The 18,136-nt window shown below is 33.7% G+C and carries 19 protein-coding genes and 2 tRNA genes; 11 read left to right on the plus strand and 10 right to left on the minus strand.

Features of this window, described 5'->3' with window-relative positions:
- Nucleotides 1-15 precede the first annotated feature (15 nt).
- Both Q0787_RS07280 and Q0787_RS07285 read right to left on the minus strand, forming a co-directional pair.
- Nucleotides 16-486 carry a cytochrome c gene (locus Q0787_RS07280; RefSeq protein WP_366915881.1) on the minus strand — a complete coding sequence of 157 codons (471 nt, stop codon included), beginning with the start codon at nt 484-486 and terminating at the stop codon, nt 16-18.
- Nucleotides 483-1,589: a PQQ-dependent sugar dehydrogenase gene (locus tag Q0787_RS07285; protein WP_298901648.1), complete on the minus strand. Its 1,107-nt coding sequence runs from the start codon at nt 1,587-1,589 to the stop codon at nt 483-485. Before Q0787_RS07285 ends, Q0787_RS07280 begins: the two co-directional genes overlap by 4 nt.
- A gap of 127 nt (nt 1,590-1,716) precedes the next feature.
- Here Q0787_RS07285 and Q0787_RS07290 point away from each other — a divergent pair.
- The 3 genes from Q0787_RS07290 to Q0787_RS07300 all read left to right on the plus strand — a co-directional run bounded on the left by Q0787_RS07290 (nt 1,717) and on the right by Q0787_RS07300 (nt 2,779).
- Nucleotides 1,717-1,791 (plus strand) — tRNA-Pro (locus tag Q0787_RS07290).
- 9 nt (nt 1,792-1,800) lie between these two features.
- Nucleotides 1,801-1,874 (plus strand) — tRNA-Arg (locus Q0787_RS07295).
- Between the two features lie 482 nt (nt 1,875-2,356).
- Nucleotides 2,357-2,779 carry a hypothetical protein gene (locus tag Q0787_RS07300; protein ID WP_298901649.1) on the plus strand — a complete coding sequence of 141 codons (423 nt, stop codon included), beginning with the start codon at nt 2,357-2,359 and terminating at the stop codon, nt 2,777-2,779.
- Here Q0787_RS07300 and Q0787_RS07305 read toward each other — a convergent pair.
- From Q0787_RS07305 to Q0787_RS07315, 3 genes are read right to left on the minus strand one after another with little or no spacing between them, the layout of a single operon-like run.
- Nucleotides 2,776-3,957, minus strand: coding sequence for a class I SAM-dependent methyltransferase (locus Q0787_RS07305; RefSeq protein ID WP_298901650.1), 1,182 nt, complete (start codon nt 3,955-3,957; stop codon nt 2,776-2,778). The genes Q0787_RS07300 and Q0787_RS07305 overlap by 4 nt on opposite strands.
- Nucleotides 3,958-3,964: 7 nt before the next feature.
- A complete protein-coding gene (locus tag Q0787_RS07310; protein WP_298901651.1) occupies nt 3,965-5,053 on the minus strand; it encodes an AI-2E family transporter in 1,089 nt (362 codons plus the stop codon).
- A gap of 34 nt (nt 5,054-5,087) precedes the next feature.
- The gene (locus Q0787_RS07315; RefSeq protein WP_298901652.1) at nt 5,088-5,588 is read right to left on the minus strand and encodes a TrmH family RNA methyltransferase; all 501 of its coding nucleotides are present in this window, start codon (nt 5,586-5,588) and stop codon (nt 5,088-5,090) included.
- A 132-nt stretch (nt 5,589-5,720) separates the two neighbouring features.
- On the opposite strand from Q0787_RS07315, the gene Q0787_RS07320 reads away from it, so the two are divergent.
- On the plus strand, nt 5,721-6,509 hold the full coding sequence (locus tag Q0787_RS07320) for a sulfotransferase family 2 domain-containing protein (RefSeq protein ID WP_298901653.1): 789 nt from the start codon (nt 5,721-5,723) through the stop codon (nt 6,507-6,509).
- A 1-nt stretch (nt 6,510) separates the two neighbouring features.
- A complete protein-coding gene (locus Q0787_RS07325; protein WP_298901654.1) occupies nt 6,511-7,245 on the plus strand; it encodes a hypothetical protein in 735 nt (244 codons plus the stop codon).
- A 7-nt stretch (nt 7,246-7,252) separates the two neighbouring features.
- Here Q0787_RS07325 and Q0787_RS07330 read toward each other — a convergent pair whose 3' ends face one another.
- The gene (locus Q0787_RS07330; RefSeq protein ID WP_298901655.1) at nt 7,253-7,924 is read right to left on the minus strand and encodes a DUF4159 domain-containing protein; all 672 of its coding nucleotides are present in this window, start codon (nt 7,922-7,924) and stop codon (nt 7,253-7,255) included.
- Between the two features lie 25 nt (nt 7,925-7,949).
- Between Q0787_RS07330 and Q0787_RS07335 the strand changes: the two genes are divergently transcribed.
- Nucleotides 7,950-8,678, plus strand: a complete 729-nt coding sequence (locus Q0787_RS07335) for a thioredoxin family protein (protein WP_298901657.1) — start codon at nt 7,950-7,952, stop codon at nt 8,676-8,678.
- On the opposite strand, the gene Q0787_RS07340 is transcribed toward Q0787_RS07335, so the two are convergent.
- From Q0787_RS07340 to Q0787_RS07355, 4 genes are all read right to left on the minus strand, one after another.
- On the minus strand, nt 8,673-9,380 hold the full coding sequence (locus tag Q0787_RS07340) for a 16S rRNA (uracil(1498)-N(3))-methyltransferase (protein WP_298901659.1): 708 nt from the start codon (nt 9,378-9,380) through the stop codon (nt 8,673-8,675). The two genes, Q0787_RS07335 and Q0787_RS07340, sit on opposite strands and share 6 nt — an antisense overlap.
- Entirely contained in the window at nt 9,380-10,018 is a 639-nt protein-coding gene (locus tag Q0787_RS07345; RefSeq protein ID WP_298901660.1) for a peptidylprolyl isomerase, read from the minus strand. Before Q0787_RS07345 ends, Q0787_RS07340 begins: the two co-directional genes overlap by 1 nt.
- A gap of 110 nt (nt 10,019-10,128) precedes the next feature.
- A complete protein-coding gene (locus tag Q0787_RS07350; RefSeq protein ID WP_298901661.1) occupies nt 10,129-10,509 on the minus strand; it encodes a RidA family protein in 381 nt (126 codons plus the stop codon).
- Between the two features lie 20 nt (nt 10,510-10,529).
- Nucleotides 10,530-13,301 carry a putative LPS assembly protein LptD gene (locus tag Q0787_RS07355; protein ID WP_298901662.1) on the minus strand — a complete coding sequence of 924 codons (2,772 nt, stop codon included), beginning with the start codon at nt 13,299-13,301 and terminating at the stop codon, nt 10,530-10,532.
- 123 nt (nt 13,302-13,424) lie between these two features.
- Between Q0787_RS07355 and Q0787_RS07360 the strand changes: the two genes are divergently transcribed.
- From Q0787_RS07360 to Q0787_RS07380, 5 genes are read left to right on the plus strand one after another with little or no spacing between them, the layout of a single operon-like run.
- Nucleotides 13,425-14,534, plus strand: a complete 1,110-nt coding sequence (locus Q0787_RS07360; protein WP_298901663.1) for an N-acetylmuramoyl-L-alanine amidase — start codon at nt 13,425-13,427, stop codon at nt 14,532-14,534.
- Nucleotides 14,535-14,588: 54 nt separating this feature from the next.
- Nucleotides 14,589-15,533, plus strand: coding sequence for an MlaD family protein (locus Q0787_RS07365; RefSeq protein WP_298901664.1), 945 nt, complete (start codon nt 14,589-14,591; stop codon nt 15,531-15,533).
- Nucleotides 15,534-15,539: 6 nt separating this feature from the next.
- Nucleotides 15,540-16,847 carry a 4Fe-4S dicluster domain-containing protein gene (locus Q0787_RS07370; RefSeq protein ID WP_298901666.1) on the plus strand — a complete coding sequence of 436 codons (1,308 nt, stop codon included), beginning with the start codon at nt 15,540-15,542 and terminating at the stop codon, nt 16,845-16,847.
- Between the two features lie 2 nt (nt 16,848-16,849).
- Nucleotides 16,850-17,188 (plus strand): hypothetical protein, encoded by a 339-nt coding sequence (locus Q0787_RS07375; protein ID WP_298901667.1) that lies wholly within the window; start codon nt 16,850-16,852, stop codon nt 17,186-17,188.
- Nucleotides 17,189-17,231: 43 nt separating this feature from the next.
- Nucleotides 17,232-18,023 (plus strand): (Fe-S)-binding protein, encoded by a 792-nt coding sequence (locus Q0787_RS07380; protein ID WP_298901668.1) that lies wholly within the window; start codon nt 17,232-17,234, stop codon nt 18,021-18,023.
- Nucleotides 18,024-18,136: the final 113 nt, after the last annotated feature.

Consider the following 18,136-nt stretch of genomic DNA (forward strand, 5'->3'; position numbering starts at 1 on the left):
AATAATGATAGAAAATCATTGCTCTATTTCTGAAACTTCTTTTTCAGTTATTAACTTATTATTTGTGTTTCCCCAACTGTTTGTAATATAATTCATGACATCGGCAACTTCCTTGTCTTCTAGGCCTAATGGTGTCATGACTCCATTGTATTTTACCCCGTTCACAGTAATTTCACCAGATTGACCATATTTAATAGATTTTATACTCTCCTCACGATTGGTCATTAAATAATCTGATTTTGCCAAAGGAGGAAAGGCTTTTAATACTCCTTTTCCGTTTGGTAAATGACAAGAGATACAAAAGTCAGAATATATTTCTTTTCCGCGTTTCATACTTTGTATAAGCTCAGGGCTCTGTTCTTCTTTAATAACCTTTGAGACTTTGGCTTCAGATATTGCTTTATCCTTGTTTTCCTTTTTCTCTGAAGAGTTACATGCTAATATTAAACATCCCAGCACTAGTGCCATTAGTAAGTTTTTATTCATTTGTTTTTTATAAGTTTTACGATTCCTAAATTTTCTATTCCAACATATATATATCCATCTGGACCTTGATTAATTGAGCGAACTCGTCCCAAACCATCTAATAGTCGCTCTTGTTTTACCACTTTACCATTTTCAATGTAGCAATTGTCTAAGTACTGAAATTTTAATGAACCCACCAATAAATTACCTTTCCAATCTTCGTACTTATCACTTGAAATAAATGCCATTCCACTTGGGGCTATTGATGGTGTCCAATAATGTAAAGGTTGTTCCATACCTTTATGGGATGTTTCTTTGGTGATTTTTGTTCCAGAATAATTAACCCCATATGTAATTACAGGCCAGCCATAATTTTTTCCAGATTTAATAATATTAATTTCATCACCACCTTTAGGTCCATGTTCATGTGTCCATATTTCTCTTGTTTCAGGATGAATTACCATGCCTTGCGGATTACGATGTCCATAAGAATATATAGCCGTCTTCGCATCTTTAGTTGAGTTAAAGGGATTATCCTTTGGTATCGATCCATCATCATGTAAGCGATATACCTTACCGCCATCTCTTGTGAGATCTTGCGGATTTACATCTCGATCTCCGCGTTCTCCAATTGTAAAAAAGAGATAACCATCATCGTCGAAAATTATGCGAGAACCAAAATGCTGACCTCTTGTAGTATTTGGAGTCGCTTTATATAAAACTTCTTTATTTACAAGTGTATTATTTTTTAATTGTGCACGCATGAGTGCTGTATTGCCGCCACGCTGTGGACCTTCAGATGAGGCATACGTGAGATAAATCCAACCGTTACTTTTATACTTAGGATGCAACTTAATGTCTAACAAACCTCCTTGACCTCGATTGTATACGTCGGGCACACCTTTAATAAATGTTTTTTGTCCGTCTTTAAAGTGGATAACTTGCCCAGCTTTTTCATTAATAAGCATTGAGCCATCAGGCAAAAACACGAAGCCCCAAGGGTTATTTAGTTCTGGTACAGCAAGTTCATAAGAATGCTCGGTATTGATTGGGTTTTTGTCTTGAGCACAAGTATTGAGGCTTAGAAAACCAATTATAAATAGAGATTGCCTTATAAATTTCATAAAATTAAATTTTATGTTTAAATTTAATAATAAAAGTTGTCAATTTTTAAAGAAAAGATATATATTTGCACCTCGAAATTTTAGAGAAATTATTAATTTAATAACTCAAAAACTAGATAACCGTTTTCGGGGTGTAGCGTAGCCCGGTTATCGCGCCGCGTTTGGGACGCGGAGGTCGCAGGTTCGAATCCTGCCACCCCGACTTTTATTAGGGCTCTTAGCTCAGCTGGATAGAGCACCTCCCTTCTAAGGAGGCGGTCGAAGGTTCGAATCCTTCAGGGCTCACTTAAAGCCGCATCAGTAATGATGCGGCTTTTTTGTTTGATTTTATTTAAATCTATGACGTGTCTCAACTATTTTCTAAAAAAAATAAGCTCCCAAACAATATGAGAGCTTATAGTATATACTAATAATTAACCGCTTAAAAACTAGTAGTATACATGGTCTTAAGACACGATTTTTAAAATTAGTCACATGATCCTAGAATAGATAATTAATCTTGATGAAAAAGGGAGGTGTAGATGATCGTTTCTAACAATTTATTATATAGATTATATCGAGTTTAGTTTTATTGAAAAGTTCGTTTTTGATATAAAATTGTCATGCATGGAAATACCGTTTTAAGTTAAATTAAGCGTGTCGTTCGTCGATATTTCATCTTAAAAAACACACTTAATCGAGTATTTTGAACATTTAAACGATAAAATAGTTTGTTTTATTCGATTTTAAAATTACCTTTGTCTTATATTTCATTAAACCCCAAATCGATGAAAAACCTACTAAAAAATGCAATTGCATGTGCAATTGTTATGACTACATGTTTTAATTGTTCAGTTGAATCTATTGAGAATGAGCAATTTGAAAACGTTATTCCAGAGAATCAAAACACCCAAGATGTTTGCGAAAATCAGGATCCTCAAGCTAGGATCACTAACAATGGAACAATTTCTATAACATTGGAAATTGCTACTACAGATGGTGTTGTTTTACAAACAGCACAAGATTTAGCTCCAGGAACATCATCAAGCTACTTAACTTTTGAAGCTAATGACATTATTTTTAATGTTGTAAAAAATGCTACAGGATTTAATGATGAGAAAGTAGTGCATACAATGAATCAATGTATGAGCTTTGATATGGAAGTTGGTATAGACAACTATTTAATATCGAGTTCTCCAGAAGATCTTTAATTAATTTTAGAACTTACGACTACAATTTTTTCGTTTAAGTTATTAGTTGTAAAAAAGATATAGGTGTTACCTCCATCTTTTATGCGGTGTTTTTTGCGAAGTTGTTGTACTGTTTCTGGAAAGTTCCTAGTAGTGATATTGCCTTTAGATATTCCTAAGGATTTCAATGCCTTTTTATTGTAATTGATTACAGTTTCGATTTTAAAAGAACGCCCTGGGAATTCAATTAACATGTCACTTGTATATAAATGGGAGTGCTGATGTAGTTTTGAGAGTTTTAAACTTTCAGCAAGACTATTGAAGCCACCAGATTTTAAAATTGACGAATTAGGCTCGAAAAGATATCTTAAAGGTTTACTATAGACGACATTTCGTTGTGACTCGTCACTTAATCTAAATGAAAAGATATCTTTTTTTCCTTTAATTATATTAACGGTTTTGATGGTTGTAGGACCTTCAAAACCGTTTTCTAATATCCATAATAATTCTTTCACCTCGTTCTTAATTGCCAAAACATGTATGTGTTTAACATGTTTTAATTCATTTAAACCTACAGAGAGATCTAAAAGAGGAGATGTTTTTATTGCAATGTTTGGAGCGTGTTTAAATAATGTTTCTAAATGTTCGGGTACATTAGGTAAACAATCATTTAGAAAAAACACTTTTCCTTTGCTATCATGTCGTCTGGACGGATCTACATATATCCAATCAAATTGTTGATCGCCAGATTTTAAAAATTCTATACCGTCTTCAGCAATCGTTGCAATATTTGCAATTTCAAATTGCTCATTGTTGTGTGATACGATTTGAGACAATGTCTCATTTATTTCACAGTGAATAACGCTTTTAAAGACCTTAGAAAAATAATAGCTATCTACGCCTAAACCTCCAGTAATATCAACTATAGTAGTGCCTGTAAATAATTCGGATTTATACTTAGCGGCTATTTCAGATGATGTTTGCTCTATATTAAGTTTATTAGGAAAATAAATATTTGGTGTAGAAAACCACGAAGGTAGTTTGTGCTCGCTCTTTAGTTTAGATTCAATTTGTTCAACAACTGTTCTTGTGCTAACGTTTTTAAAAGGAGTACCTCTTAATAGAATTTTTGAAACATCAGCCCTTAGATTTTTGTTAATAAAATCTTGAATGTCTTTATTTAAAATTTCAGTATTCAAACGATTTCTACAATCCTTGAGTTAATTTTTTTACTGTTTTATTATCTGATAAAAACTCTTTTAATATAACCTTTATAGCAGTATAAGAAGGTACAGCCACAATCATTCCAACAACGCCAAATAACAAGCCAGCGATTATAATAATCAAGAATATTTCTAACGGATGTGATTTTACACTTTTAGAGAATATATAAGGCTGGCTAAAGAAATTGTCAACGAGTTGAGCAATTGTAATAACAATTAGCGTGTAAATAATCTTTGGCAGCACAATGTCGTTAAAACTATCACCCAAATTATTTGTCATTACTAAAAACAGCATTAAAAAGGCGCCAATTAATGGTCCTAAGTATGGGATTAGATTGATTAAAGCACATAAGAAAGCGATAACAACGGCATTTTTAACACCAATAATTAGAAGTCCGATTGTATAAATAACGAACAATATTAATATTTGAAAAAAGAGGCCAACAAAATAACGCGAAAGTAAATCTGAAATTTTAGTAAATGATCGTTTTGTCTTAGATTCCTTTTCATTAGGAATAAAAGTTAAGATGCCTTTTTCAAATAAATTACTGTCTTTTAAAAAGAAAAATGCAATAAAAAGCACAGACATTAAACCTATACTAAAACTTCCCAAGCCAGATACTAGGCTATTCAAGAAGTTTGGAATTACACTATAATCTAAATTGGATAAAATTTTAGATTCTTTTATTGCCTTTTCTGCATCAATATGGTTTAGTTCTAAATAGGCGATGCCAGATCTATAAAGCTCTTCAATGTTCTCTTGCAGTGCTGTTATATCTAGTAAAGATAGATTGTGTCCTTGTTCAACTAATAATGGAATCAGGAGCCCTATAATGCCAACAAAAACACCAACGAGTAGAAGCATGGTTGCAACAACAGCTATAGTGTTTCTAAATTTTAGACGTCGTCTTAAAAAGATAACAATAGGTCTGCCTATTAAAGAAATGACGGCAGCTATGAGAATATATACAATTACCGATTGAATTTTATAAAAGAAATATAGGATAAGTGCGATGGCTACTATAATCCCCACGGCACGTAGTATGCCATTTGCAATGGTTCTAGAATTCATTAGATTGATTTTACTCTATAAATATAAAAAGACTTTAGCTAAGTTGCTTTGTAATTTCGTATAAACTAATACTTGTTGCTTGAACAACGTTCATACTGCTATTTTGACCATACATATCAATGTGAATGATTGCATCACAAACTTTTAAAATATGTTCTGAAACTCCAAAATTTTCATCCCCAATAATCAGAGCAATAGGTTTATTTCTAGGAAAATTGAATTCCGTTAAAGATTTGCTTTCAGAAGTAATTTCTAGAGCAACGATAAAATAACCTTCATGTTTCACTTCTGAAATAACCTTTTGTATATCTAATTGAGTCCTGTGTTTGACAGATTTTTCTGTGGCCCTTGATGTTTTCATCATTTTTCTACCTAACGTAATCTGAGATCCGCAAAAAACTAATTCTTCAACACCAAAAGCATCTGCTGTTCTGAATAGGCTGCCAATATTTGGAGCATTAGTTACATTTTCGGCAATGACTTTAATTGAAAAGGTACGTTTATTAAACTGATTAGAGTAGTGATCAAGTTGCATGGTGTTTGTGTTTCAAGAATGTAAATATGTAAAAAAGCAGTATCAATGAAAAACTATTTTTAAAAAATCACCTAATGCATATCTCAATTTCACAAATAATTATATCTTACTTTCGTTTTAAACTTATCAAGTATGTTTTCGATTTTTTCTAAAAAGAAAACAGTGCCAAAGAAAGCATCTGTTTTTTTTCATATCCCAAAATCTGGCGGCTCTACATTTGTTGGTTTATTACAAGCGTCATTAAATCAAAATGCGCAAACAGCAACACCTACGCATAAAACTGATAGCGTTGGAAACACAACAATTTTTCATATTGATTTTTTAGACAAACATCGGAGGTTTAAAGGCGCAAAGTTTTTAAAAGATATTGAAATTAACAATAGAGACGACAAGGAAATGTTTCTAATATTAAGAAATCCCTTAGACCGATTAATCTCTGAATTTAATTTTCAGTTTCATATTCTAGATGGTAAAAATGGAAATACTAATGCAGCAATTATAACAAAGCTGAAACAGAAACCAAAAACCTTTGAGGCTTATATTGCTTGTAAAGAAACTCAGAATTATCAATCTAAATTTTTATTAGGAAGACCTATCAATGACCCTAAAAAGATTACGGATAAAGAGTTCGAGCGCTTAATTGATAGCATTGAGTCGCTTCCTATACATTGTGGTATAACAGATGAGTATGCAAGTTTTTTAAACCTGTTTGAAGAAAAAACAGGAATAGTTTTACCAAAAAAAGTGACGGTTAGAAAAAAAACACCTTTTATGTATCAAACCATTGTTGATGAAACCATAAAAAGTCGTGTTATGGAACTTAACGCTTTTGATTATAAGTTATATGAATATGCCAAAAACAAAGTTGTTATCAATAATAAAAAGTTTAAATTTATTCAGTCAGATCAATTTATAGTTTAATATGGGACTATTCAATATTTTCAAAAGCGGTAATAGTAACAAGATGATTGCGCTTGATGAACTTCAAAGTGGTGACAGCGATTTGTTTGTTTCAAATTACAAAAAACCGCGTATACCAGTATTACTTAAAGGCGCAGCAGCCAACTGGCCTTTGATGTCTAACTGGACAAAAGAGTATATTGTTGAGCATATGGGGAGCTATGTGTGTAAAGTTATCAAAGATTCTAGACCAGCATACTCTAAAGAACAAACAACATTGAAATTTTACTTCGAAAAACTATCTGGCGTAAGTACTCTAACATTAGATCCTTTTAATGCCCGAAAGCCACCGCTTTTCTATAAAGATGTGAAATCGTCTAATCCTTATTTTAAAACAAATGATATTCAACGTTTTTTCTTTTTTCACTCAGTGAAAAACGCGGGAACGTTACCTCATATCCATGGCAATGCGTTTAATATCCTTCAAAGTGGTACTAAAGAATGGGTGTTTTATGATGCCAGTGAAAAACACAATCCAGAAGGTTATGAATTGCTGCATACGTTTAATAGGAAATATGGACTAGGAACACATGCCAAAGATTGGTTTAAAAATGAAGTTCCAAAATTACCAAACAAACAAGAGAACGTCTATCGTTGTACCCAAGAAGCTGGTGACATAGTCTTTATACCAAATGGCTATTGCCATGCGGTATTAAATAAATCTGAGGTTATGGGAATCGTATTTGAAACCAAGTAAACTTTTACTAATTTTCGAAGGCGTATTTCACAATATTAGCTCCCATTTTAAGTGCCTTTTCTCTAACATCTTCAGGGTCATTGTGTACTTCAGGGTCTTCCCAGCCATCGCCTAAATCACTTTCAAACGTAAAGAGTAAAACCAATCGACTCTCGTGAAAAAGCCCAAGAGCCTGCGGTCGTTTACCATCATGTTCATGAATTTTTGGCAAACCTTCTGGGAACTTATAGGCCGTATTAAAAATCTCATGGTCTTTGGGTAACTCGATTAGCTCCTGATTTGGAAATACTTTTTTAAGTTCTTTTTTAATATAGGGTTCCATACCGTAATTGTCATCAATATGTAGAAAACCACCAGAAGTAAGGTATTTTTTGAGGTTTTCGGCATCTTCGTCCGTAAGGAAAATGTTGCCATGCCCTGTCATGTGAAGCAACGGAAACTGAAAAATATCTATACTGCCAACCTCTACAACCTGAGGTTTTTCATTCATTCTAGTTTTTATATTGTCATTACAAAATTTAATCAAATTTGGTAGAGCGGTAGGGTTACTGTACCAGTCACCACCGCCTTTATACTTTACAATAGCTAAATCTTGCGCATGGCCATTTAAACTTGTTAAACTTATCACAAGTGCTAATAGCGCTGTAAGATTTCTTAAATGTTTCGAACTAAACCTCATACTCCAAAAATAAAAAATTAAGCAGATGAAACATATCCTTTTAACGTTATTTATGATACCCTTATGTTTTACTTCGGAAAAAGTAGAGACATATCCACCTGTTATTGTATTAGAACTTTTTACATCACAAGGTTGCTCTAGCTGTCCACCTGCCGATAAACTTTTAACTGAGGTTGATACATTTGATAATGAAAATCAAATTATAACACTGTCTTATCACGTTGATTATTGGAATTATATTGGTTGGAAAGACCCATTTAGTAAGGCTTCCTTTAGTGATAAGCAACGTCAATACAGCAGGAAATTTAATAGCAGTTCAATTTATACGCCTCAGGTAGTCGTAAATGGGAAAACACATTTCGTTGGGTCTAACACTAGAGAAATGAATGCTAAATTAAAATCATATGCTAAAATTTCCGCAGAAAATAAAATCGAATTATCCGTAGTTAAAAGGTCCGGAAACAGTGTGAGTTTTAATTATAATATTGCTGGTGCTATTAAAAACAAAACGATGAGAATCGTTTTGGCTATTAAAGAGCGTACCACAGAAATACCAAGAGGAGAGAACCGAAATAGAACATTAAAAAATTCGAATATTGTGGTTTTAGATGAATCTTTAGGTTTGAAAAAATCGAATGGAAGCTATAGTTTTTCTATTCCGAAAATCGTAAATAAAGAAGATAAATTGAAACTAATCGTAATGTCTCAAAATTCTGATTTAGATATAATTGGAGCTTCCCAAGTGAACTTATAGTTCATTTGAATATATTACAGAATGACAAGCTATAACAGCAGCCGTTTCTGTTCGTAATCTGGTTTTTCCCAATACCACTGGATCAAAATTATTTTGAAAAGCGAGCTCAATTTCTTTGGTACTAAAATCACCTTCTGGACCAATTAAAATGGTGACATCGGTATTGGTTTTAAGAGCTTGTTTTAATGAAGTTCTATGAGTGTCTTCGCAATGGGCAATAAATTGCTGTCCTTTGAAGTCTTGAGATATGAAATCTTTAAATGGTACGGCATCATTAAGTTTTGGTAAATAAAAGTGCAAAGATTGTTTCATTGCAGATTGGACAATTTTCTTGAAGCGTTCTGGTTTTATAACACGACGTTCGCTATTATCACAAAAGATAGGAGTGATGCTGTCTACACCAATTTCTGTTGCTTTTTCTAAAAACCACTCATAACGGTCATTCATTTTAGTAGGTGCAACAGCCAGGTGAATTTGGTAATCTCTTTTTGATTGCAGCGTTGAGGATTCTATTATTGCAATACAGTTTTTGACATCGGCTAAGCTAATTTTAGCCACAAATAACCAACCTTTACCATTAGTTATTTGCAATAGGTCTCCAACAGACTTACGCAGCACCTTAACAATATGTCGACTTTCTTCTTTTGAGAATCGTATTTCAGTATCGTTTGCAGTTAGGCTTTTATTATAGAAAAGTTGCATTAGTTCTTAGGTTCTGTAATTTTTAAGACCTTAACTTCTTCAATTAGTTTTCGTTCATGCGTTACTAATACAACATAATACGCTTTTATCTCTGGAATATCTACCGTAAAAACATCACCTTCGGCATGATTACTAGTTACAATCGCTTTTTCAAATTCTGGATGCAGATCACCTTCTTTAAACCAACCCGAATCTCCACCACGTTTTGCGGTATCGTCCATGGAGTTTTTTACCGCTAAATCAGAGAAAGTGGCTCCTTGATTATACTGTGATATCACACGCTTTCTAGCGGCATTTATGTCTTCTAAAGGTGTTTCACTTCCATCCAAATAAACGTAACTTACTCTGTAGTAAGGGATCTTGTATTTCTCAATAACTTTATAATAGGTTTTTTGAGGCGCATCTTTAAACGATCTTTTAGAACCAACACCCATTTTAAAAATCACATCTGCCATACGCGTAGCGTGCTTCTCTCTATTAAAAACAATCACTTTGCCTTTGACTTTTTTGTTTTTCTTTAAAAAAATGGTGACATCGTCTAGGGTTTGGATGGAATCTAATGATTTTTCAAAATTATCTTGGCCGAAGACCATTGAAAATGATAGGCAAAGAAGTGTAGATAGTAAAATTTTTCGCATAATATAAGGCGTGTTGTTTTATGGCTTCAAATTTAAAAGTATGAAGACATGATAAAACAAGAGTTAAATGAAGTTTTTAAGAAATGATTGTTTATAACTCTCAAATACGTCTATTTTACGGCAATCATGCTAATTTCAACATTAACAAATTTGGGTAAATTGGCAACTTCAACAGTTTCTCTTGCTGGTGCTGTATTTGAATCAAAATACTTGGCATAAATCGTGTTAATCTGTGCGAAATTATTCATATCACTAATAAATATAGAGGTCTTAATAACATCCTCAAAAGTCATATTTGCCGCTTCCAAAACAGCTTTTAGATTTTGCATAACTTGTTCTGTTTCCGAAGAAATAGAGTCTAGAACAAGTTCTCCTGTACTAACATTAATAGCTATTTGACCAGATGTATATAAGGTGTTGCCACTTAAAACCGCTTGATTGTATGGTCCTATAGGAGCAGGAGCATTAGGTGTATTTATTATTGTTTTCATAGTTGAACAATGTTAAAATGTTAGAGTTGCTGATCGCGTTGTCTTCGTTTATCGTATTTAATATCCTTAAGAAGATTAGAACGTATTCCAATAAAGAAATTCCATGAATTATACGTTCCAAATGGTACCCAAGTGAAATTCATGCGCCAGCTCAATAAATCACGCTCAAAACGCAATTGTGTTTGTGTAAACCCTTTATTTACAAAGTCATAACCTGAGGATGCGCCTACAGCCCAGCGCGGAGATAATTCAATATCACCAGAGAACATGAGTGAGTTATTGGAAATTCTATTTTGTCTTGCTGAATTTGTATAATTCACGGCATATGCCAATCTTAGACTCCAAGGGATTTTGAAATTGTAAAATTCTGAGGGTTCTTTCTTTTTATCAGAGCGATCATTGTCTGTTAAACGTTGATCGGCAAAATCTTGAGGTTTTCCAAATAGGTCATCGGCTCGACCACCACTTCTTAGTGATTCTTGACGAGCTCTATCGTCTTCACCGCTATCGTCACCTTCAAATTGTTTGCTAGATAATGAATAGCTAATATTAAGATTTGCCGAGGTTAATCGAAATAAACTTCCGCCATTATCAATATTAAACTTATCAATTTTTCTGTTGTTATTATCTAAAGCATAAGGATCTAACACCATTCCGAAGTTGATATTCATCTTATCCTTTAATATTGAAGTTCCTCCAGAAACACGTAACGGGCTCCAATTTAGCGAATCTCCAGCAAAATTATAAGAGGTCGAAAAGTTAAGATTGTTCAATAATTTTATCTTTTTCGGCTCGGTTGCAGTGCTGTCTCTATCTCTTACCTTGGCTTCAAAATTGTTACCTAAGGATATTCCCATTGAACTAGAAAAGGTTCTGTTTGGTACTCCAAATAAAGAGCCTTCAAATCTTGTAAATTGTTCTCTTTGTACTTCGCCAGCTGTGGTCCCATCTGCATCAACAATTTCAAAAGTGTCATAATAATTGTCGAAGGCTGGATTAATGTTATAACTAATAGATGGACGCATTACATGTCTTACTTGTTGTATCAATGATTCGCTGCCTTCTTTTCCAAACATACCATAGAGTGTTGTTCCTATACTTGCGCTAAAATTGTAGGTAAAGAAACGATCAAAATTATTGAGGTCTTGAGTGACAATTTCATCATTCACATCATCATAAAATCTATTTATGGTATTAAGCGTCCAATTTTCTTCAAAATTAGCACTAGCACTCATACTGAAATATTTAAATACTTTGAAATTCGTAGCGACAGGAATCGAGTGCAAGGCACCTACACGTGCATCATCGAACATTTCAGATCTAAAAAATAATGAGTCTGTTGTTTGTATTCTATTTTCTGCTCGAACATTATACTGAACGTTGATATTTTGAAAAAAGCCTTTTTTTGTTCCTGTTTTTGGCGCAAAAGGAAATACACGACTAACGCTACCCTGAAAGGTTGGTAAAGTCATGTTAATTTGTTCTGTGTTCGTGTTTTGAGAGTGTGTGGCTGTTATATTCATGTTAACCTGTGGCTCGCCCTGAAATGTTTTAGAATACGATACAGAAGAAGCTAAGGTATTATTTTGAGTATTAGATAAGTTTAGTTGATTAATAGATTGTCTGTAATATTGACTACTACCTAAATTTACAGATGCTGAAAAACGAGAGTTCGGGTTAGCTTTCTGATCTTGACTGTGAGACCATCTAATATTATAAATAGTCGATTTCGAAAAGTCTGGAAAACCACGTTCACTATTTATTAAGTTCTCATATCTAAAACTAAGATTACCTCTAAATTTATATCTCAAAGCATAATTACTTTCTAAGCGCAATCCGTAGCTTCCGTTGGTGTAATAATCTCCCAGTACTGCTAGGTCTAAATAATCACTAATAGCAAAGTAATAACCACCATTTTGTAAAAAATAACCTCTATCATTTCCAAGATCTTGACCAGGTGTAGGCATAATAATACCAGAGGTCTGTTTTTTTGTCATTGGAAAATAAGCAAATGGCAAACCAATAGGAGTAGGAACATCATAAATAAAGAGATTGGTTACTCCAGTCACTACTTTTACTCCAGGAACTACTTTGGCGATTCGCATTAAGAAATAGTATTCGGGATCGTCTAGATTTTCTGAAGTAGTGAACTTTCCATCCTTTATAAATAATGTAGAATCATTTTCTCGCTTTGTAACAGCAGCGATAATTGTGCCTTCCCCATATTCAGTCTTAGAGTTGAATATAATCGCTTTTTTTGTGACTGTATGAAATATAATGGAGTCGGGTTCCACAACACTTTCACCCTGAGTAAACACAGGTGCTTGAGTATAAACACCAGCTGAATCTTTTAAGCGCCCAGCATAGACTAAATTTTTGCTATGATCAATGACAATAATACCAGCCTTTATATTCATGTCTGTATAATTGACTTCGGCCTGATTATAAAGTGTGGTTTGGTTTTTCCTTTGATCTAATCTAACGTAATCTTTAGCCTTGTAATTTACGATGTCTGTAAGAAGTTCTTTCTTTTTAGGTACAGAATCATTTTTTACACTATCCTGCGCCTTTAGGTTTAGAGGTTTTGCTACTAAACTGTTCACCGAAACCGTAACCGAATCATTTTCAGTTTTAGCTTTTATAGGTTCCTTCGTTTTTGGCAACTCTTGTGCAAAGCAAAACATGTTAATAAACATGGTAAAACTTAGGGTAAAAAGTATGTGTAAGCTTTTTGTACGCAATGCTTTTAAATGTATTTTTGCTAAAGTATGGCTCGGTTTTTGAATTGCCAAAATTACATATATTTTTTATGATTAATTTATAATTCAATTAATTTATCAAAAGTATTCGAAGCTCACAAAAGTGAGATGTTTGATGGCTTAAAATAAATCGAGTTGATAAAACGTTAAACACGTATGAAAACGACACCTTATTATAGATTCGTACTAGTGATTTTGTTAATTACCAGTTTTTTAACATCTGCCCATGCTTTTCAAGGAGACAAAGATAAGTTTGTAGTAGTACTAGATGCAGGACACGGAGGGGATGATTCTGGTAACACAGGAAACGGGTATAAGGAAAGTAATATTGCACTAAAGATTGTACTTCAAATAGGGAAAGCTCTAGAAAAAAACAAAGACATAAAAGTTATATATACGAGAAAGAAAGATGTGTTTGTTACATTGAGAGGACGTGCAAAAATCGCAAATGATGCTGATGCCGATTTGTTTGTTTCTGTGCATTGCAATGCGCACAATTCTTCTGCAAATGGTACAGAAACTTTTGTACTCGGACTCCATGCTAACCAACGTAATTTTGAAATTGCAAAAAAAGAAAATGAGGTTATTTTCTTAGAAGCAGATTACGAACAACATTATGAAGGGTTTAATCCAAACTCTCCAGAGTCCCTAATAGGATTAACAATTATTCAAGAAGTGTATTTAGATGAAAGTATACGACTTGCTCGTCAAATAGAAGATAATTTTAAGTCGCAACAAAAGCGTAAAAGCCGAGGCGTAAAGCAGGCTGGTTTTTGGGTATTGCACAACACGTATATGCCGAGTGTGTTAGTTGAGACAGGTTTTTTAACATATAAAAAAGAAGGCTCGTATTTAAATTCTAAAAACGGGCAATCAAAAATGTCAAAATCTATTACAGATGCTATTTTAGCCTATAAAAAGCAACTAGATCAGAATGTTGGAGAGAATATTTATCAAGATACAAGTACCAAAACTGCAGAAGTCGAACCATATATAGTAGACAATGTGGTGTTTAAAGTTCAGATTGCTTCAAGCTCTAAGGAGCTGGCGCCTAAATCATATAACTTTAAAGGCTTGTCAGATATTTCAAGAATAAAAATTGGAAACACTTATAAGTATTTCTATGGATATACTTCTGATTATAATAAGATAAAACAATTTCAAATAGAGGCTAGGGCTAAAGGTTATAAAGACTGTTTTGTAGTGGCTTATAAGGATGGAATTAAAGTAGACGTTTCCGAAGCATTAAAATCTGGCTCTAATTAGAAAGGTTCTTTATATAATTATTGCTAATTTTGTTTTAACCCAAAATTGTAAAATTTGAAAATTTCTAGAGAAGTAAAAACTGCCATACTCGTTCTTTCGGGTATTATATTATTGATATTTTTATTCAATTATCTCAAAGGTGAAAATCTCTTTGAATCTCCTAATACGTATTATACAGAATTTGATTATAACGCTTTAAGTACGGCGTCACCAGTGACTGTAAAAGGAAATGCTGTAGGTAAAATAAAAGAGATTACTTATGACTTTGAAAGTGGTAAGACAAAAGTCGCTTTTACCGTAAATGACAAACTGTCTTTCTCAAAACAGAGTAAAATAAGGTTATACGAAACTGGTCTAATGGGAGGTAACGCATTAGCTATAATTATTAGTAAGGAAGGAGAAGAAGCTAAGCCTGGAGACTACCTTGAATCTGAGGTTCAACCTGGTCTAGTAAGAAGTCTTACAGAAAATTTCACTGGGGTTGGTGATGAGTTAGGCTCAACTTTGAAAGCGGCAGACACCCTTTTAGTTAATTTAAATACACTCGTTGCAGATGATTCTGAAGATGGTATTAAAAACGCCATTAAAGAACTTAATGCCACCATGAAGTCATTTAAATCTGTGGCTTTTTCTATTAACAACTTGGTTGATAAAAATGACGACAAACTTGCCGCAGTATTGACAAATTTTGATTCTATAACGAAAAATTTGGCGGTGATTACCAAAGACCTATCGAAAACCAACTTGTCTCAGTCTATTACAAAATTAGATGAAACATTAACTTCTGTTAATGGCTTAATGACCAGTATTAAGAATGGAGATGGAACCATTGGTAAATTGCTAAAAGACGAAGGGTTATATGATAACCTTCTGGCAGCATCCAAAGAAATGGAAGAACTCCTTAGAGATATAAAGTTGCATCCTGCTCGTTACAGACGGATACTATCTAAAAAGGAAATACCATATACACCACCAAAAGAAGAAGACCAAAAAAACTAACCATATATGGAATATCTACCACAACTATTATTTGCTGTAGCGCTTGTTATTGGCATAGGTTATTTTGCAAGAAATGTTAAAAAATTAATGCGAAATATTAAACTGGGTCGCGCTATGGATGTTAGTGATAATAAATCACAACGCTGGAAAAATATGACCATGATTGCACTAGGGCAAAGCAAAATGGTAAAACGACCAATTGCTGGATTTCTTCATGTTGTTGTTTATGTAGGGTTTGTTGTTATTAATATAGAAGTTCTTGAAATAATAATTGATGGATTAACAGGAAAGCATCGTGTGTTTTCTTCTGCGGGATCTATTTACGGATTTCTTATTGGTACTTTTGAAATTTTAGCCGTACTGGTATTTGTGTCGGTTGTTATTTTCTGGTTACGCCGAAATGTTATTAAATTAAAACGTTTTCTAAGCTCTGAAATGAAAGGCTGGCCAAAGAGTGATGGTAATATGATTTTGTATTTCGAAATGGTACTTATGACCTTATTTTTGGTTATGAATGCTACAGATTTGAAATTCCAAGCTATGGATTCTGGAAATATTATCAGTCAGTATATAACACCTTGGTTTAGTAATTTTTCTGAGCATAGTATTCACCTTATTGAAAGAAGCGCTTGGTGGTTCCATATACTTGGTATACTCGTCTTTTTAAACTATCTATATTTTTCTAAACATTTGCACATTCTTTTAGCATTTCCAAATACGTATTATGGGAAGCTAACGCCTAAAGGACAATTTGAAAATAATGAAGCGGTTACTAAAGAAGTAAAAATGATGATGGATCCAAATGTTGATCCTTTTGCTGCCCCACCAGAAGGAGCTGAGGCGGCAGTCCCTGCGAAATTTGGTGCCAGTGATGTTCAGGATTTAAGTTGGGTTAATTTGCTTAATGCATATACGTGCACAGAGTGTGGTCGATGTACAAGTGAGTGTCCAGCGAATCAAACAGGTAAGGCCTTGTCACCACGTAAGATTATGATGGACACGCGTGATCGTTTGGAGGAAGTTGGCAAAAATATAGATTCGAATAAAGGTAGCTTTAAAGATGATGGCAAACAATTGTTAGGTGATTATATTACAAATGAAGAGTTATGGGCATGTACAAGTTGTAATGCTTGTGTTGAAGCCTGTCCAGTGAGTATCGACCCCTTAAATATTATCATGCAAATGCGCCAATATTTAGTGATGGAGCAGAGCGCAGCACCTATGGAACTTAATAATATGATGACCAATATAGAAAATAATGGAGCGCCTTGGCCATATAATCAAATGGATCGTTTAAACTGGAAAAATGAATAGCGATGTATACGTTTCTTCGGAAATATCGTATCATAATTACTGCTGTTCTTTGTTTAAATAGTGGACTGTTATTTGGGCAATCATATGCAAAGGATTCGTTGCAAATTAAGTCGTATACACTTATAGAATATCGTAACGATGAAGTTAAGGATATTAAACTCTTAAAAGTACTGTGTGACTATTGTACTGATTTTCAAAAGAAAATCATTGGAGAAGAAGCCAAGCGTCGAGCTTATCTCGAACGTTTGGATCCTAAAAACAAAATGAAGGAAGGCCAAAAAAAACTGGCCATCTATATAAGAATAGCAAAAAAAGACTTTGCAAACATTAAAGAAAAATAAAATTGTTGATTTTTAATCCGCAATTTTCAAAAATAACAACAATATGAGCGAATTACTCAAAGTGCCAACAATGGCAGAATTTATGGCAGCAGGGAAACAACCAGAAGTTTTATTTTGGGTTGGTTGTGCAGGAAGCTTTGACGATAGAGCAAAAAAGATTACGAAGGCCTTTGTGAAACTTTTAAATAAAGCAAATGTAGAATTTGCGGTTTTAGGAACAGAAGAAAGTTGTACTGGTGATCCGGCTAAACGATCTGGAAATGAGTTCTTATTTCAAATGCAAGCTGTTACGAACATTGAGGTGATGAATGCCTATGAAATCAAGAAAATTGTAACGGCATGCCCACATTGTTTTAATACTATTAAAAATGAATATCCAGAACTTGGAGGAAATTATGAGGTGATGCATCATACGCAGTTTCTAAAGACCTTGTTATCCGAAGGACGATTAACAATAGAAGGAGGTCAGTACAAAGGGAAACGCATTACATTTCATGACCCATGTTATTTAGGACGAGCTAATCAAGTATATGAAGCTCCAAGAGATCTGATTAGAAAATTAGATGCAGAGCTTGTAGAAATGAAAAGCTGTAAGTCGAGAGGTTTGTGTTGTGGAGCGGGAGGTGCACAAATGTTTAAAGAGCCAGAAAAAGGAAATAAAGACATTAATGTAGAACGAACAGAGCAGGCTTTAGAAACCAAGCCACAAATTATTGCAGCTGGTTGTCCGTTTTGTAATACAATGATGACAGATGGAGTTAAGAATAAAGAAAAAGAAAATGATGTTGCTGTAATGGATATTGCCGAGCTAATAGCCAATGCGCAAGATTTGTAAAGGAAGTATTATTTGTAACGATTAAACTAAAGTTTGATGTTATTATTCCTTCGTCTTTACCAAGTTGATAGCTGCATTTAATCACTGTTAAAAATTCCCTTTCTTGTATTACC

This window comes from uncultured Psychroserpens sp. (assembly GCF_947492715.1).
Classification (GTDB): Bacteria; Bacteroidota; Bacteroidia; order Flavobacteriales; family Flavobacteriaceae; genus Psychroserpens.

Coding starts and splice junctions, on each gene's coding strand:
- Q0787_RS07315 (WP_298901652.1), bottom strand. CDS start 5,588: ATGCAACTTGATCACTACTCTAATCAGTTTAATAAACGTACCTTTTCA.
- Q0787_RS07335 (WP_298901657.1), top strand. CDS start 7,950: ATGAAACATATCCTTTTAACGTTATTTATGATACCCTTATGTTTTACT.
- Q0787_RS07325 (WP_298901654.1), top strand. CDS start 6,511: ATGGGACTATTCAATATTTTCAAAAGCGGTAATAGTAACAAGATGATT.
- Q0787_RS07345 (WP_298901660.1), bottom strand. CDS start 10,018: ATGCGAAAAATTTTACTATCTACACTTCTTTGCCTATCATTTTCAATG.
- Q0787_RS07310 (WP_298901651.1), bottom strand. CDS start 5,053: ATGAATTCTAGAACCATTGCAAATGGCATACTACGTGCCGTGGGGATT.
- Q0787_RS07330 (WP_298901655.1), bottom strand. CDS start 7,924: ATGAGGTTTAGTTCGAAACATTTAAGAAATCTTACAGCGCTATTAGCA.
- Q0787_RS07350 (WP_298901661.1), bottom strand. CDS start 10,509: ATGAAAACAATAATAAATACACCTAATGCTCCTGCTCCTATAGGACCA.
- Q0787_RS07360 (WP_298901663.1), top strand. CDS start 13,425: ATGAAAACGACACCTTATTATAGATTCGTACTAGTGATTTTGTTAATT.
- Q0787_RS07285 (WP_298901648.1), bottom strand. CDS start 1,589: ATGAAATTTATAAGGCAATCTCTATTTATAATTGGTTTTCTAAGCCTC.
- Q0787_RS07380 (WP_298901668.1), top strand. CDS start 17,232: ATGAGCGAATTACTCAAAGTGCCAACAATGGCAGAATTTATGGCAGCA.
- Q0787_RS07320 (WP_298901653.1), top strand. CDS start 5,721: ATGTTTTCGATTTTTTCTAAAAAGAAAACAGTGCCAAAGAAAGCATCT.
- Q0787_RS07340 (WP_298901659.1), bottom strand. CDS start 9,380: ATGCAACTTTTCTATAATAAAAGCCTAACTGCAAACGATACTGAAATA.
- Q0787_RS07280 (WP_366915881.1), bottom strand. CDS start 486: ATGAATAAAAACTTACTAATGGCACTAGTGCTGGGATGTTTAATATTA.
- Q0787_RS07300 (WP_298901649.1), top strand. CDS start 2,357: ATGAAAAACCTACTAAAAAATGCAATTGCATGTGCAATTGTTATGACT.
- Q0787_RS07370 (WP_298901666.1), top strand. CDS start 15,540: ATGGAATATCTACCACAACTATTATTTGCTGTAGCGCTTGTTATTGGC.
- Q0787_RS07375 (WP_298901667.1), top strand. CDS start 16,850: ATGTATACGTTTCTTCGGAAATATCGTATCATAATTACTGCTGTTCTT.